Source organism: Asanoa hainanensis (assembly GCF_900188485.1).
Lineage (GTDB): Bacteria > Actinomycetota > Actinomycetes > Mycobacteriales > Micromonosporaceae > Asanoa > Asanoa hainanensis.
This window is the reverse complement of the sequence record NZ_FZPH01000005.1, coordinates 370785-384952: the sequence shown is the minus strand read 5'-3', so window position 1 is coordinate 384952 and position 14168 is coordinate 370785. Positions and strand designations below refer to the sequence as shown.

Annotated in this window: 14 protein-coding genes; 6 read left to right on the top strand and 8 right to left on the bottom strand. The window is 70.2% G+C overall.

Annotation, left to right across the window (positions count from 1 at the left end; all coding sequences use genetic code 11):
- Positions 1 to 5: 5 nt before the first annotated feature.
- Positions 6 to 782, bottom strand: coding sequence for a leucine-rich repeat domain-containing protein (locus tag CHC05_RS15775; protein WP_218824553.1), 777 nt, complete (start codon positions 780 to 782; stop codon positions 6 to 8).
- 335 nt (positions 783 to 1117) lie between these two features.
- On the opposite strand from CHC05_RS15775, the gene CHC05_RS15770 reads away from it, so the two are divergent.
- Positions 1118 to 3169 (top strand): tetratricopeptide repeat protein, encoded by a 2052-nt coding sequence (locus CHC05_RS15770; RefSeq protein ID WP_179266202.1) that lies wholly within the window; start codon positions 1118 to 1120, stop codon positions 3167 to 3169.
- A 59-nt stretch (positions 3170 to 3228) separates the two neighbouring features.
- Here CHC05_RS15770 and CHC05_RS15765 read toward each other — a convergent pair whose 3' ends face one another.
- From CHC05_RS15765 to CHC05_RS41465, 3 genes are read right to left on the bottom strand one after another with little or no spacing between them, the layout of a single operon-like run.
- Complete coding sequence (locus CHC05_RS15765; protein WP_089249345.1) at positions 3229 to 3984, bottom strand: SDR family NAD(P)-dependent oxidoreductase; 756 nt, start codon at positions 3982 to 3984, stop codon at positions 3229 to 3231.
- Positions 3981 to 5450: a cryptochrome/photolyase family protein gene (locus CHC05_RS15760; RefSeq protein ID WP_089249343.1), complete on the bottom strand. Its 1470-nt coding sequence runs from the start codon at positions 5448 to 5450 to the stop codon at positions 3981 to 3983. Before CHC05_RS15760 ends, CHC05_RS15765 begins: the two co-directional genes overlap by 4 nt.
- A gap of 29 nt (positions 5451 to 5479) precedes the next feature.
- On the bottom strand, positions 5480 to 6496 hold the full coding sequence (locus CHC05_RS41465) for a hypothetical protein (RefSeq protein WP_179266201.1): 1017 nt from the start codon (positions 6494 to 6496) through the stop codon (positions 5480 to 5482).
- Between the two features lie 60 nt (positions 6497 to 6556).
- On the opposite strand from CHC05_RS41465, the gene CHC05_RS15750 reads away from it, so the two are divergent.
- Positions 6557 to 6952, top strand: coding sequence for a VOC family protein (locus CHC05_RS15750; protein WP_089249339.1), 396 nt, complete (start codon positions 6557 to 6559; stop codon positions 6950 to 6952).
- Here the strand turns inward: CHC05_RS15750 and CHC05_RS15745 are convergent.
- Positions 6949 to 7962, bottom strand: coding sequence for a prenyltransferase (locus CHC05_RS15745; RefSeq protein ID WP_089249337.1), 1014 nt, complete (start codon positions 7960 to 7962; stop codon positions 6949 to 6951). The genes CHC05_RS15750 and CHC05_RS15745 overlap by 4 nt on opposite strands.
- 111 nt (positions 7963 to 8073) lie before the next feature.
- Here CHC05_RS15745 and CHC05_RS15740 point away from each other — a divergent pair, with 111 nt between their 5' ends.
- Together CHC05_RS15740 and CHC05_RS15735 are read left to right on the top strand one after the other, a co-directional pair.
- Positions 8074 to 10011: a TIGR03960 family B12-binding radical SAM protein gene (locus CHC05_RS15740; protein WP_089249335.1), complete on the top strand. Its 1938-nt coding sequence runs from the start codon at positions 8074 to 8076 to the stop codon at positions 10009 to 10011.
- Positions 10004 to 10435 (top strand): GNAT family N-acetyltransferase, encoded by a 432-nt coding sequence (locus CHC05_RS15735; RefSeq protein ID WP_089249333.1) that lies wholly within the window; start codon positions 10004 to 10006, stop codon positions 10433 to 10435. The genes CHC05_RS15740 and CHC05_RS15735 overlap by 8 nt, the downstream gene beginning before the upstream one ends.
- Here CHC05_RS15735 and CHC05_RS15730 read toward each other — a convergent pair.
- Positions 10408 to 11163, bottom strand: coding sequence for an ABC transporter permease (locus tag CHC05_RS15730; RefSeq protein ID WP_089249331.1), 756 nt, complete (start codon positions 11161 to 11163; stop codon positions 10408 to 10410). The genes CHC05_RS15735 and CHC05_RS15730 overlap by 28 nt on opposite strands.
- Positions 11160 to 12101: an ATP-binding cassette domain-containing protein gene (locus tag CHC05_RS15725; protein WP_089249329.1), complete on the bottom strand. Its 942-nt coding sequence runs from the start codon at positions 12099 to 12101 to the stop codon at positions 11160 to 11162. Before CHC05_RS15725 ends, CHC05_RS15730 begins: the two co-directional genes overlap by 4 nt.
- A gap of 67 nt (positions 12102 to 12168) precedes the next feature.
- Here CHC05_RS15725 and CHC05_RS15720 point away from each other — a divergent pair, with 67 nt between their 5' ends.
- Positions 12169 to 12729: a TetR/AcrR family transcriptional regulator gene (locus CHC05_RS15720; RefSeq protein WP_089249327.1), complete on the top strand. Its 561-nt coding sequence runs from the start codon at positions 12169 to 12171 to the stop codon at positions 12727 to 12729.
- On the opposite strand, the gene CHC05_RS15715 is transcribed toward CHC05_RS15720, so the two are convergent.
- Positions 12674 to 13396, bottom strand: a complete 723-nt coding sequence (locus CHC05_RS15715; RefSeq protein WP_089249571.1) for a class I SAM-dependent methyltransferase — start codon at positions 13394 to 13396, stop codon at positions 12674 to 12676. The genes CHC05_RS15720 and CHC05_RS15715 overlap by 56 nt on opposite strands.
- Before the next feature lie 4 nt (positions 13397 to 13400).
- Here CHC05_RS15715 and CHC05_RS15710 point away from each other — a divergent pair, with 4 nt between their 5' ends.
- On the top strand, positions 13401 to 14123 hold the full coding sequence (locus CHC05_RS15710; protein WP_281257678.1) for a TIGR03936 family radical SAM-associated protein: 723 nt from the start codon (positions 13401 to 13403) through the stop codon (positions 14121 to 14123).
- Positions 14124 to 14168 lie beyond the last annotated feature (45 nt).

Here is a 14168-nt window from a genome sequence, read left to right as displayed (position 1 = left end):
GATGATCAACGCTTCGGCTGCTGGACGATGCGCCCACCCTGATGTGGGTCCGGTACATAGCCATCCGCCGGTTTTGGCAGCGCGCGCACGCAGGCGGTGGAGCACGCGTTCACCAGCAACGGCAGCACGTCGGTGGCGACGCGCAAGGAGATCCACCGTTGCTTGAACCTGGCCGGGTCGATGGGGCCGTCGCAGACACCGCAGGCACGGATGGCCTCGACACCCCACACCTGCGGATCCAGGTCGTCGTGGGCGGCCAGTGTTCCGCGGTTCTGCAGCCTCGGGAACGGGGGACGGAACTTGACGTTCCCGTACAGGGCCCGGGTGCTCACGGTGCTGTCACGTAGGTTCGGGCAGCGGGTCAGCTCGTACGGGAACCAGTGCAGCGAGTACGAGGTGTACGGCTCGAACACTTCGAGGCTGGTCATCGCGCCGATCTCGGGCGGAATCCGCACCAGCGGGCTGCCGTACAGCAGAAAATGCTTGACCCGGCTGAGCTTCGCGATCGTGGGCGGCAACGTCACCAGGTCGGCCCGCTCGCTCGGCGTGAGGTCGACCATCGGCCGAAACACCTCCCGCCCGTCGGCCGCCGCCTCGTCGATCAGCTCGACCATCCGCCGCCATCCGGCCGAGGCGGTGTCCTGGCGCTCACCATGGAACCTGACTCGCGCACCCGGCTGCGCGAAGCAGTTCTCCGCGGCGCGCAACGGGCCACTCCCGACCGTGTCGGCGGCGAAGCGATTGGGTAGCAACCGCGGGGTCGGCTCGGGCTGATCGTCCATGGCGACAACCTAACGTTGAGGTGGCGGGTCGTGGGCGAGGGTCATCGGCACCCGTGAGTGATTTACTCGCCTACTCTGTGACACGTTCGCTACGGTGGGTCAGGCAGTTCTGCGGTTTCCGAGCGTTCGTCAAAGCGAGGGAGACTATGGGCCGGCGCCAGCCCTGGATCGTCACACCGTTGATTGCCGTGGCGTTGCTTCCTGTCGCCACAAACGTGGCGGCCAACTCACTGCCGGATGCGTGGCGGCCGTTCCTATGGATCGCGTGGCCCTGCGCAGCGCTGTTGGCACTGCCCCTGGTTTGGGCTGAAGCCCGGACTCGTCGGCATAGGGCAATGCGCAATATCGACGTGCCGACCCCCTCGCAGGCGCGTTCTCAGCGGGTATGGAACGTACCCACGCAGGGCCGACACTTTTCGAACCGGACCAGTGAGCTCGCCGCAATCGGCGACCTCATGATGCGCGGGGTCGGGCGGGCGCTCCTCTTGCACGGCATGGCCGGCGTAGGAAAGACCGAAACCGCCATCGCCTTCGCGTTGCGTAAGCGATCCGAACTGGAGATCGGCTGGTGGATCGACTCCGCGACCCGCGTCACCGTGATTGCCGCGCTCGCGCGCCTAGCAGAACAGCTCGGAATCCCTAGCGCCAATGATTTAGAAGCCGCCCAGGCGGTGGTAAACAGACTCGGCGAAGCCGAGCGCTGGTTGCTGATCTTCGACAACGCCGAGGAACCGGCCGACCTCGATGGGCTCGTGCCGATGGCGACGACCGGAACCGTGCTGATCACGTCTCGGAATCCACGGTTTGAACGCCTCGCTGAACAGATGATGGTCGAGCCGTTCGACCACGAGCACGCGGCCCGGTTCCTGACGAACCGATCAGGTGATCGAGACGTGGCGACCGCGCGCGTACTGGCTGGCGAACTAGGCGGTCTGCCGCTTGCCCTGGAACAGGCAGGCGCGTACTGCTCGGATGCCGGCGTCGACCTCGATGGTTACCTGGACAGGTACAGCTCACGGAAGGTGGCTCTCCTTCAAGAGGGAGCCGCCACGCAGCATGTCAGCGTCGACACGACACTGCGGATCTCCGTTGCACGGGCGCGCCGGCTCAACCATGCCGCCGCGGACTTGCTGCAGCTTATGGCGTTCCTCGCACCGGCTGACGTACCGCGCGATCTTTTGGTTGGTGCGCCCACTGCCGATCTACCGACGCCGCTTGCCCAGGCCTCCGGTGACATCCTCGTGCTGGATCGGGCGGTCGCGGTGCTGCGCCAGACCTCACTGCTGACGGCCGCGACACCAGTGTCGCTGCGGGTTCATCAGCTGGTCGCGGATCTCCTTCGTAGTCACCTCGAGCGACGGAGCTCGCGGATCTCCCGTATGGTGCCAACGCTGAGGTGGCCGGGTCAGCGCTGGCTACGGTGTGCGCTGCGCGTACTCGGGCACTACGGTGCCCCAGACGGCCGGGACCCAAAGAGCTGGGCTCGAGCCGCTGTTCTCCAACCTCACGTGCTAACCGTGTTGGGACACGTCGAACGGCTTCGTGTGGCGCTCGGCCAAGCCGACACCGGCGTAGCGGCTGGGCTGCTCGGCGACATCGCGATCAACGTGTCTCGCGGCGGCGCCGTCAGTGACGCGGTGCCGCTTGCTGAGCGGGCCTTGGCTCTGGCACGAGCACTGGACGAAGGCAGCCCGGAGCGCGTTCGGGTGACGAACAAGGTTGCGCAGGTGCTTCACGGAGCCGGTCGTCCGGCGGAAGCGGAGTCGTTGTATGTGCCCATGCTTGAACTGTTGGAACGGACGCGGGGGTGGGACGACGCGTTGACCGCCGAGATCGCCAACAACCTCGCCGGCGTCTACATGGAGCAGGAAGACCATCTGGAACAGTCGTTGTCGCTGATGGACGCCGCTCTCACCACGTGGACCAGGGTTCTTGGCACGAGCGACCTGCGGACGCTGATCGCCATGCAAAACAAAGCGCGGAACCTGCGACGCCTCGGGCGCAACGACGAGGCGCTCACGCTCGCGCGCGAGGCCTACAACCTGCAGGTCGCCCTCAACGGCGAAGACCATCTTGACGCGCTCGTCTGCCTTAACAACCTTGCCGAGTCCACGCGCGTGGCGGGTGACCTCGTCGAGTCCGAGCGTCTCCACGCTCGGGCGCTCGCGGCGCGAGAGCGACTGCTCGGCCCTGCTTCGCCACCCACGATGATCTCTCGCAATAACCTCGCTCGGGTGAGGGCTCTGCGCGGCGACCTTTTCGCCGCCGGCGCCATGTACCGACAAGTGTTGGCAGACGCGGAAGGTCGCTTACCCGCGGACCATCCCTGCGTGACCAACGCCAAGAACGGAATCGCGCAATTCTCGAGCGGCGCGAACACGGCCTGAGGACCCGACAGGACGGATGCGGACGTACTTGGACCGGGGGGCGAAGTTTGGGGGCTGCCTCAGCGCGATTCCGGGTCCTGTCCCTGTGCGGCGCGGCCGCCGTCGACCGGGATGACTGCTCCCGTGATCAGGCTCGCGGCGGGGGAGAGCAGGAAGGCGACCGCTTCCGCGACCTCGTCGGGGCGGCCCACGCGGCCGATCGGGTGTAGCCGGGCCATCTCGGCCGCGACCTGGGTCACCGCTCCCGCCGGCAGCCCGGCCAGGTAGCCCGCGTAGCGCTCCGTTTCGATCGAGCCCAGCGCCACCGCGTTGGTGCGGATGCCGGCTGGGCCGTAGTCGACGGCCAGCGACCGGGTCAGGCCCTCGATCGCGGCCTTCGCGGTCGCATACGGCAGCGCGCCGCGGACCGCGCGTTGGGCCTGGTGGGACGAGACGTTGACGATCGCGCCGCCGGTGCCGGCCGCCAGGAAACGGCGGACCGCTACCGCGGCGCCGACCACCGCCGGCGCCAGGTTCAGTGCGATCAACGCGACCACCTCGGCCGCTGGTGCCGCGTCCAGCGCGAGGTCCCGGAAGACCGCGGCGTTGTTGACCCAGCCCGCCAGCGGCGCCGCCGCGCAAGCGGTGTCGGCTGCCTCGGACGCGGCCGCCTCGTCCGTGGCGTCGCCGGTCACCGAGCGCAGGCGCGGGTGTGACCAGGTCGTCGGGGTCAGGTCGAGCACGACCACTGTGGCGCCATCCAATAGAAGCAGGCGTTCGGCGATCGCGCGGCCGACCCCGCCCGCTCCGCCTGTGACCACATAGGACCCCGTCACGGGGCGCGGTCTCCTCGGTCGCGTTCCTGGTCGCGGACCGCGCCCAGGTCCTCGAGCCGATCCAGTTGGCGCATCGCCTGGCCGATGCGCGCGTTGCCGAGCAGGCGGCCTCGGTTGCGGTCCAGGAACGACCAATAGCCGGCCGTGTACGGGCACGCGTTGACGCCCAGTCGTGATCGCGGGTCGTAGCGGCAACCCCGGCAGTAGTCGCTCATCCGGTTGATGTACGCGCCGCCGGCCGCGTACGGCTTCGTGGTCATCGCCCCAAGATCCGCGTACTGGCTCATGCCGATGACGTTCGCCGTCATCACCCACTCGTAGCCGTCGACGAAGCTGCGGTGGAACCAGTCGACGATCTCCGCCGGGCGCCAGCCCCGTTGCAGCGCGTAGTTTCCCAGGACCATCAGGCGGGGGATGTGGTGCACCCAGCCCCGGTCGCGGACCCCGGCCAGCACGTCCGACAGGCAGCGGGCCTCCAGCTCGTCGGCGTCCAGGTCGCGGAACCACACCGGGACGTGGCGGGTGGCGCGCAGGCCGTCGGTGGCCGCGTAGCCCGAGCCGAAGTACCAGTAGAGGTGCCAGATGTAGTCGCGCCAGCCGATCAACTGGCGGACGAAGCCTTCCACCGAGGACAGCGGCGCCGCGCCCGAGCGGTAGGCCGCTTCCGCCCGGTGCACCGCGTCCAGCGGGTCGATCAAGCCTAGGTTCAGCGGCGCCGACAGGAGGCTGTGGGCCATCCAGGGGTCGTCGGCCAGCATCGCGTCCTCGTACGGGCCGAACGCCGGTAGTCGGTGTTCCACGAAGTGGCGCAGGCGGGCCAGGGCCTCGCGGCGCGTCGCCGGGAAGAGGCGCGGGCCGTCGCGCCCGACGAAGCGGATGCCTTCGCGCTCCCAGCGGTCCAGGTCACGCCGTACGCCCTCGTCGATCTCGTCTTCGACCGGCATCGGCGGCGGCGCTGCCGGCACGCCCGATGCCGGCGGGGGCTGGCGGTTCTCCGCGTCGAGGTTCCACTTGCCGCCGGCCGGCGTGTCGCCGTCCATCAGCACGTCCAGGCGGCGGCGGGCGTCGCGGTAGAAGTCCTCCATGCGTAGTCGGCCGTGGCGGCCGTCGGCCCACGTCACGAACGACGCCGGGTCGGTGGCGAAGCCGCGCGGCGGCAGCACCGTCACCCCGTCGAGGTCCTGCACGAACGAGAGAGCCCGGCGAGAGGTCGGATGGCATACGTCGAGTGGCTCGCCGCTGACCTTGCGTAGCGCTTCGCCGTAGGTCTCCGTGCGGAGGTAGATGGCCTGGTCGCCGAGCTCGGCCGCGCGGTGCCGCAGAGCGGAAAGGACGAGGTGGGCCTTTTGTCGGTGGAACGCCCGGCGCCGGAAGACGGCCTTCGACTCGACGAGCAGCACCGGTTGTCGGGGCGCGTCCAGGAAGTGTGGCCCCAATTGATCGGCGAACAACCACCGACGGATCATCCGATCATTGTGCCCCTCTAACGGCTGATTCAACCCGCCGATTTGCGGGTCACGATCGTGTCGCGTAGTTGACTCAGCCGCGCGTTGCTGTCGTCGATGCCGAGCCGGGTGAACACGCCCGTGCCGAGGCTGCCGTGGTCGGCCCACGAACAGACGACGACGTCGGCTCCGTTGTCGACGCCGACACCGCAGCGTCGGCTCTCGCCGCGATCGGTGGCGTCGACCGTGCGCACGTCGCGGAGGCGGTAGGAACTGGTCACGCGGGTGATCTCGTCGACCACGTCGCCGTCGGGGGAGAGGTGGAAGCCCGTCGTGCCGTACACGGTGGCGCGTTTGTTGTCACCGTCCACATATACGCCGGCGAACGTCGACTCCTTCCACAGGTACGCCTTGTTGAGCTCGTCCGTCAGGCGCTTCGTGGTGGTGCGGCTCTGCGCGTCGTCCCGCAGCGTCAGGCCGCCGACCACGCTGGGCGTCACCGACTCGGCCGGGTACTGCGCGAAGATCGGCTGGCCGAACCACGCCGGGCAGCCGCAGCAGCAGAGCAGCGAGAGCAACGCGAACCAGGGCCAGCGACGGCGCCGGCGGACGGGCACCGCGACGTAGCCGGGCGGAGGCCGCCAGCCCGGGGGCGGGCCGGCCGGCTCGGGCCGCTTCGCCTTGCGCGCCTTACGCACCTGGACCGGCGGCACAGGAACCGGCAACGGGGGAGGCACGTGCGAGACCGGCGGCGGTGCGTGCGGAACCGGCGGTGGCACCGGGGGCTCCACCCGCGTCGGCGGATAAGAGAGATCCACCGGGTACGACGGCAGCGGGTCGACGTCGCCCCACGGATCCACCGGGGTGTCCGGCTCGTAGGACGTGGGCAGGCTCAGCGTGGGATCGCGCTTCTCGGCCGGCGGCGGCGGTGGTGGCGGGAAGACCGACTCGTCCTCGAGCCAGCGCTTGCGCTTCGGGGCCGGCGGTGGCACCGGCGCGGCACCGCTCCAGCGCGGCTCGCCCGGCTCGGTCGCGTCGTCCTGACGCTCCCGCTCCTCCTCCGCCATCGCGGCGCTCCTCTCCCAGCCCGACCCGAGGTTAGACGAGCCGGGCTAGTCTTCCCCACCATGCACATCGAACTTGCCGCGGTGGTCGTCGACGACTACGACGAGGCGATCGGCTTCTTCGTCGACGCCCTCGGATTCGACCTCGTCGAGGACAGCCCGTCGACCACGAACGACGGCCGGCCGAAGCGCTGGGTCGTGGTCCGCCCGCCGGGCGCGGCGACCGGCCTGCTGCTCGCCGAGGCCGACGGCGCGGACCAGAAAAAGGCGGTCGGCAACCAGCTGGCCGGGCGCGTCGGCTTCTTCCTGCGCGTCGACGAATTCGACGCCGCGTACGCCCGGATGCGCGAAGCGGGTGTCACCTTCCACGGCGAGCCACGGCACGAGGTCTACGGCTCCGTCGTCGTCTTCGAGGACGTGGCCGGCAACAAGTGGGACCTGCTCGGGCCGCGCCACTAAAACGCCTGGTAGACAGCCCAGGCCGCCAGGCCGACGATCAGCAGCGCGCCGGCCCGCCGGGTGTGGATGAACGCCAGCGGTGCCCACCACAGTGGCCAGACCGGGTTGTTGGGCGGCGGGTCCACCGGCTTCGGCTCGCGGAACCGCCGCCACACCCAGACCAGCGTCGGCAGCCCGCCCAGCGTGAGCAGGGCCGGCCAGGGCAGCTCACCGACGGCGACCAGGACCACGACCCCGACGTAGTAGAGCAGCATCATCCCGACCGTGGCCGCCTTGGCCAGCGGCTCGCCGAGCAGCACCGGCAGCGTCCGCGTCCCACCAGCAGCGTCGTACGGCAGCTTGTCGATGTGCTTGCCCATCAGCACGGTGGTCGGCAGCAGCGCGTAGACGAAAGCGGTGACCACGACGGCCCAGGGCAGCGTGCCGGTGCCGGCGTAGTAGACCCCGCCGACCATCAGCGGACCCCAGGTGACCAGCACGTCCGCCTCGCCCAGGCCGACCTTCTTGAGCCGCAGCGGCGGCGCGGTGTAGGCCCACGAGAGGAACAGCCCACCGAGCGCGAACGCGGCGACCCACCAGTCCTGCCGCACGATCAACGTGATCATGATGGCCAGGTCGATCACCTGGCAGAGCAGGATGCCGACGAGCAGCTGCCGGCGGGTGACCAGGCCGGCGAGGATCGGGTGCGGCGCGTAGAGCGCCCGGGGGTAATCGGCGGTGTCGTTGCCGATGTCGGTGTCGGTCAGGTCGTTCATCAGGTTGTTGGCCAGGTGCGCGACGACGATCCCGACCACGGCCAGCGCGATGTTGAGCCAGTCGACCGGGACGACGGCGACGGCCGCGAGCAGGACCGCGATCAGACCCGAAACGAAGGTCATCGGGAGTACGCCGGCCCGGGTGACGACCAGCCAGCGGGTGACCGAGTCGACGACGCCCTGCTCGGGCGGGTTGGTGGTGGCGAACGCGTAACGCCAGGCCGACAGCCGGTCGGCCACGCTGAGGGTGGTCACGCCGTCGATGTTACGCCGATCTTGAACTCGTTCAACTCGGCCACCTAACGCGGCAAAAACCAGGCAACCGGCGCCGCGTACCCTGGTGGATTGGGATTGAAGGAGGGGTCTATGACCGTCGCAACCGTGTGGCCGCGGCTCGAAGAGCTGCTGCCGCGGGTCAGCAAGCCGATCCAGTACGTCGGCGGCGAGCTGGGCGGGGTGCGCAAGGAGTGGGACACCACCACCGTGCGCTGGGCCCTGATGTACCCCGACGCGTACGAGGTGGGCGTGCCCAACCAGGGCGTGCAGATCCTCTACGAGGTGCTCAACGAGCAGCCCGACGTCCTGGCCGAGCGCACGTACGCGGTCTGGCCGGACCTCGAGGCGCTGATGCGCGAGCACGGGGTCCCGCAGTTCACGGTCGACGCGCACCGCCCGGTCCGCGCCTTCGACCTACTCGGCGTCTCCTTCGCCACGGAGCTCGGCTACACGAACCTGCTGACCGCGCTCGACCTGGCCGGCATCCCGCTGCTGGCGCGCGACCGCACCGACGAGGACCCGATCGTGCTGGCCGGCGGGCACGCCGCGTTCAACCCCGAGCCGATCGCCGACTTCCTCGACGCGGCCGTGCTCGGCGACGGCGAGGAGGCGGTCCTCGAGGTCACCGCGCTGGTCCGGGCCTGGAAGGAAGAGGGCTCCCCGGGCGGTCGCGACGAGCTGCTGCTGCGGCTGGCCAAGACCGAGAGCGTCTACGTGCCGCGCTTCTACGACGTCGACTACCTGCCCGACGGGCGGATCCAGCGGGTCGTGCCGAACCGGGCCGGCGTCCCGTTCCGGGTGCACAAGCGCACCACGATGGATCTCGACCAGTGGCCGTACCCGAAGAAGCCCCTCGTGCCGCTGGCCGAGAGCGTGCACGAGCGCTACGCCGTGGAGATCTTCCGGGGCTGCACGCGCGGCTGCCGGTTCTGCCAGGCGGGCATGATCACCCGGCCGGTACGCGAGCGGTCGATCACCACGGTCGGCCAGATGGTCAAGGAGGGCCTGGAGTTCTCGGGCTTCTCCGAGGTCGGCCTGCTGTCGCTGTCGAGCGCCGACCACTCCGAGATCGGTGACATCTGCTCCGGGCTGGCCGAGCAATATGAAGGCACCAACGTCTCGCTGTCGCTGCCGTCCACCCGGGTCGACGCGTTCAACATCGAGCTCGCCCAGGAGCTGTCGCGCAACGGCCGGCGGACCGGTCTGACCTTCGCGCCCGAGGGTGGCTCCGAGCGCATTCGCAAGGTGATCAACAAGATGGTGTCGGAGGAAGACCTCATCCGCACCGTGGTCACCGCGTACACCAACGGCTGGCGCCAGGTGAAGCTCTACTTCATGTGCGGGCTGCCCACCGAGACCGACGAGGACGTGCTCCAGATCGCCCGCCTCGCCCACGAGGTGATCAAGGCTGGTCGCGCGGCCACCGGTTCCAAGGACATCCGGTGCACGGTCTCCATCGGCGGGTTCGTGCCCAAGCCGCACACGCCGTTCCAGTGGGCCTCGATGTCGACGCCCGAGGTGATCGACAACCGGCTCAAGCTGCTCAAGCAGGAGATCAACAGCGACCGGTCGCTGGGCCGGGCGATCGGCTTCCGCTACCACGACGGCCAGCCGTCGCTGATCGAAGGCCTGCTGTCCCGCGGCGACCGCCGGGTCGGCGCGGTCATCCGCCGCGTCTGGGAAGAGGGCGGCCGCTTCGACGGCTGGTCGGAGCACTTCTCCTACCAGCGCTGGGTCACCGCGGCCGGCGAGGTGCTGCCCGGGTTCGGCCTCGACCTCGACTGGTTCACCACCCGCGAGCGCGACGAGCTCGAGGTGCTGCCCTGGGACCACCTCGACTCCGGGCTCGACAAGGACTGGCTCTGGCAGGACTGGCAGGACTCGATGAGCGAGTTCGAGCAGGACGACTGCCGCTGGACCCCGTGCTTCGACTGCGGCGTCTGCCCGTCCATGGACACCGAGATCCAGATCGGCCCCACGGGTCGCAAGCTGCTGCCGCTGACGCCGGTCGGCAGCGGTCGTGACTGAGCTCCGGTTCGTTTCGCCCGCTGACGACCCGGCGCTGGAGGATTGGCGCCTGATCCACAACGTCGTCGTCCCGCCCTGGCCGCTCTCGCTGCCCGAGGTGACCGAGCGGGCCGGCCGGAATCTTTTAGAGGTGGCCTACCTGGACCGGGTGGCGGTCGGCAACTCGACCGTCCGGCCGCCGGGCGACGACGGTGTCGCCACCGTCATCGCCCGGGTGCTGCCCGCCCACCGGGGCCGCGGGTTCGGCACGCTGATCCACTCGCGTGCGCTCGCCGCGGCCAGGGAGCTTGGTCCAGCGGAGATCGAGACGCTGGTGCTGGCGGCCAACGTCGACGGCCTGCGCTTCGCCGAGCAGCAGGGGTACGTCGAGGTCGAGCGCTACGAGGTGCACGGCGCTCAGGAGGTCAGGCTGCGCCTGCGGTAGGCGGCCAGCGCCAGCGGCGCGAACACCGCGACGAAGCCGACCATCCACGCCAGGGTGATCAGCACCGGCTGGGCGACCGGACCTCCGAGCATCAGCCCGCGCAGCGCGTCCATCAGGTGCCGCACCGGGTTGACCTGGACGAACGCCGCCAGCCAGCCCGGCATCGTGTCGGTCGGCACGAAGATGTTGCTGGCGAACGAGAGCGGGAAGATGATCACCGCGCCCAGGCCCTGCACCGCCTGGGCGTTGGGCAGCGACAGGCCGAGCAGCACCCAGACCCACGACAGCGCCAGCGCGAAGCCGAGCGCCAGGGCGCAGGCCGCGAGCACGGGCAGGGGACCGGTGCTGAAGCGGAAGCCGAGTGCGAGGCCGAAACCGAGCAGGGCGACGATCGCGATCACCTGGCGTACGACGTCGGCGCCGATCGCGCCGACCAGCGGGGCGATCCGCGGGGTCGGCAGGCTGCGGATCCGGTCGAAGACGCCCTTCTCGATGTCCTGGTTGAGCGCCGTGCCGACGCCCATCGTCGCCAGCAGCGTCATCAGGCCGAGCATGCCGGGCAGCACGAACTGGAGGTACTCGCGGGTGCTGCCGGAGATCGCGCCACCGAACACGTAGACGAACAGCACGAGGAAGATGGCGGGCCCGAACACCACGTCGGCCAGCGACGCGGGGTGCCTTCGGAGTTTGACGATGCCGCGCCAGGTCAGGGTCAGGCACTGGGTCATGCGGTCAACTCCTTCGTCGTCGTCAACGCGCGGAACACGTCGTCGAGGCTCGGCAGGTGCAGGGCGATCTCGGCGATCTCGGCGCCCGCGTCGTCCAAGCGGCGCACCACGGCCGGCATCATCGCGCCGTCGGTGACCGGGACGCTGAGCCGCTCGCCGACCCGGGCCGGCGCCGTGCCGACGACGGCGGCGACCAGCGCGGCGGCCTCGTCGGCCCGGGCCGGGTCGGCCAGCCGCAGGTCGAGCGTCTGGCTGCCGAGCCGGCGCTTGAGCGCGGTGGGGGTGTCCTGGGCGGCCACCCGGCCGTGGTCGATCACCACGATCTCGTCGGCCAGCGCGTCGGCCTCCTCCAGGTACTGCGTGGTGAGCAGCACCGTCGTGCCCTCGGCCACCAGCGCGCGGATGCGGTCCCAGAGCGCGCCCCGGGCGACCGGGTCGAGCCCGGTGGTCGGCTCGTCGAGGAACACCACCCGGGGCCGGTTGACCAGGCTCGCGGCGAGGTCGAGCCGGCGCCGCATGCCGCCCGAGTACGTCTTGACCGCCCGGTCGGCGGCGTCGGTGAGGCCGAACTCGGCGAGCAGCGTGGTCGCCCGGGCCGCCGCGTCCTTGCGGGAGTAGGTGAGCAGCCGGCCGACCAGGCGCAGGTTCTGCCGGCCGGTCAGGTCCTCGTCGACCGAGGCGTGCTGCCCGGCCACGCCGATCAGTTGCCGCGCTTGGTGGCCGGCCGTGGTGACGTCGTGGCCGAGCACGGCCGCCGTGCCCGCGTCGGGGCGCAGCAGGGTGGCCAGGATCCGCACCGCGGTCGTCTTGCCGGCACCGTTCGGGCCGAGCACGCCGATCACCGTGCCGGTCCGGACCGCGAGGTCCACCCCGTCCAGGGCGGTGACCTCCCCATAGCGCTTGACCAGGCCGTACGCCTCGATCGCAAGCTTTGACATCACGACTGTAATGTAAAACGCGGCCGACCTTCGCGTCAATACGAATGCAATGTGAAAGCATGGCCGCATGCCGAAGCGGGTCGACCCCACCGAGCGGCGCACGCTGATCGCCGACGCGTTGATGCGGGTCGCGGCGGAGCGTGGCCTCGAAGCGGTCAGCCTGCGCCACGTGGCGGCCGAGGCCGGCGCGACCACCGGCCTGGTGCAGCACTACTTCGGCACCAAGGACGAGATGATGCTGTTCGCCCTCGAAGTGGTGAGCGGCCACATCGGGGAGCGGATGGAGGCGGCGGTCAACGCGCTGGGCCCGTCGCCGGCGCCGCGGGACCTGATCAGGGCGATGGCGACCCAGCTCCTGCCGCTCGACGAGCAGCGGCGGGCCGACGGCCGGGTCGGGCTGGCCTTCTTCGCGTACGCGGCTACTCGGCCCCACGTCGCCGAGGTGCAGCGACGCGGCTCGGAGGGACTGCGCGACTTCTTCGCCACGATGATGCCGGAGCCGGCCGCGACCACCCTGCTGGCGCTGGTCGAAGGGCTCGCGCTCTACCTGCTCACGGACACGTACTCGGCGGCTACCGCGCTCGGGGCACTCGACGGCTATCTGGACTCGGTGTTCGGGCGACCGTGATCCGCATGCCCGACTCCTTGGCATAGCCGCCGTCCGGCTGGCGCAGGTGCCGGTCCAGCACGTCGGCCAGCGCGGCCCGGGCCTCCGGCTCGCGGTCCGGCGGGATCCGCTCGAGCTGGCGGCGGGAGCCCGCGGAGAGCATCCAGTCCCAGTACGCGTCGGCCGTCGGATAGACGCTGCGTACCGCCATCTCGGTCATGGTCACGTCGACCAGGCCGGAGTCTCCGAAGAGCGCCTCGACCCACCCCCGCGACATGGTCGAGCCGTCGGACGTCTCGCGGTCCATCTCCGGGTCCGGCGTCTGGAACGGCCGCAGTGCCGCGGAGCGGTCCCGGTAGAACGCCAGGCCCGCGTCGTCGAGCTCGGCGAAGGTGCTGACCGCCACCCGGCCGCCCGGGCGCAGCAGGGTGGCCCAGCGGGCCACGGCGGCCGGTGGGTCGGGGAGCAGGAAGACCATGAAGCTGGCCGTGACCACGTCGAACGAGGCCTCCGGGAAGTCCGGGTGCTCGGCGTCGCCGCTGCGATGCGCGCCTTGGGGTCGACGTCCGTCATGGCGGCAGATTAATAGGTGGGAGGATGGAGTCGAAGCGGTCGAACAGGCGAGGAGCACAGCGATCAGCAGGAAGCCACAGCCGGAAGGCGGGCAGGCGCCCGTCGTCCAGCGCATCCGGATCAGGTACGCCAAGCGGGGGCCGTTGCGGTTCACCTCGCACCGGGACTTCGCGCGCGCTTTCGAGCGGGCGTTGCGGCGGGCCGGCGTACCCATCGCGTTCTCGCAGGGATTCACACCGCACCCCAAGATTTCGTACGCCAGCGCGGCGCCGACCGGCACCGGGAGCGAGGCCGAATACCTGGAGATCGGGCTGCAGCGGGTGGTCGACCCGGCCTGGGTCGTCACCGCTCTGGACGCCGCGCTCTCGCCGGGTCTCGACGTGCTGGACGCGGTGGAGGCCATTCCGGGGGAGAGCCTGGCGGACCGGATCGACGCGTCGCGGTGGCGGTTGGAGCTGCCGGGGGTTCCTGATGCGGTGGTGTCCGAGGCTGTCACGAAATTTCGGGATTCATCCGAAGTGCTGGTGGAGCGGCAGACCAAGCAGGGCCGGCGCACCTTCGACACGCGGGGCGCCGTGGTGTCCATCGAGGTGATCACTTCCGGTCCGGCCGCTTCCGGAGCCCCCGACGTGCCGTGTGCGATACTCGACGTAGTCGTGCGGCAGGTCACCCCGTCCGTACGACCCGATGACGTCCTTGCCGGCCTCCGTGTGGTGGCCGACCTGGAGCCGCCGGTCCCGCCAAGGGCAATCCGGCTGGCACAGGGCCGGCTGACCGCGCAGGGGGCGATCGCGGATCCGTTGGAGGCGGACCGCGACGGTGCTGTCGTCGGTGAACGCTGACCACGGTGACGTGATCGGCGTTTAGCCCGCCAGACTTCGGTCTGC

What these genes read in the sequence shown, in the direction of transcription:
- CHC05_RS15775 (WP_218824553.1), bottom strand. Translation starts at nt 782, where the DNA reads ATGGACGATCAGCCCGAGCCGACCCCGCGGTTGCTACCCAATCGCTTC.
- CHC05_RS15770 (WP_179266202.1), top strand. Translation starts at nt 1,118, where the DNA reads ATGCGCAATATCGACGTGCCGACCCCCTCGCAGGCGCGTTCTCAGCGG.
- CHC05_RS15760 (WP_089249343.1), bottom strand. Translation starts at nt 5,450, where the DNA reads ATGATCCGTCGGTGGTTGTTCGCCGATCAATTGGGGCCACACTTCCTG.
- CHC05_RS41465 (WP_179266201.1), bottom strand. Translation starts at nt 6,496, where the DNA reads ATGGCGGAGGAGGAGCGGGAGCGTCAGGACGACGCGACCGAGCCGGGC.
- CHC05_RS15750 (WP_089249339.1), top strand. Translation starts at nt 6,557, where the DNA reads ATGCACATCGAACTTGCCGCGGTGGTCGTCGACGACTACGACGAGGCG.
- CHC05_RS15740 (WP_089249335.1), top strand. Translation starts at nt 8,074, where the DNA reads ATGACCGTCGCAACCGTGTGGCCGCGGCTCGAAGAGCTGCTGCCGCGG.
- CHC05_RS15730 (WP_089249331.1), bottom strand. Translation starts at nt 11,163, where the DNA reads ATGACCCAGTGCCTGACCCTGACCTGGCGCGGCATCGTCAAACTCCGA.
- CHC05_RS15725 (WP_089249329.1), bottom strand. Translation starts at nt 12,101, where the DNA reads ATGTCAAAGCTTGCGATCGAGGCGTACGGCCTGGTCAAGCGCTATGGG.
- CHC05_RS15720 (WP_089249327.1), top strand. Translation starts at nt 12,169, where the DNA reads ATGCCGAAGCGGGTCGACCCCACCGAGCGGCGCACGCTGATCGCCGAC.
- CHC05_RS15715 (WP_089249571.1), bottom strand. Translation starts at nt 13,396, where the DNA reads ATGCGCTGGACGACGGGCGCCTGCCCGCCTTCCGGCTGTGGCTTCCTG.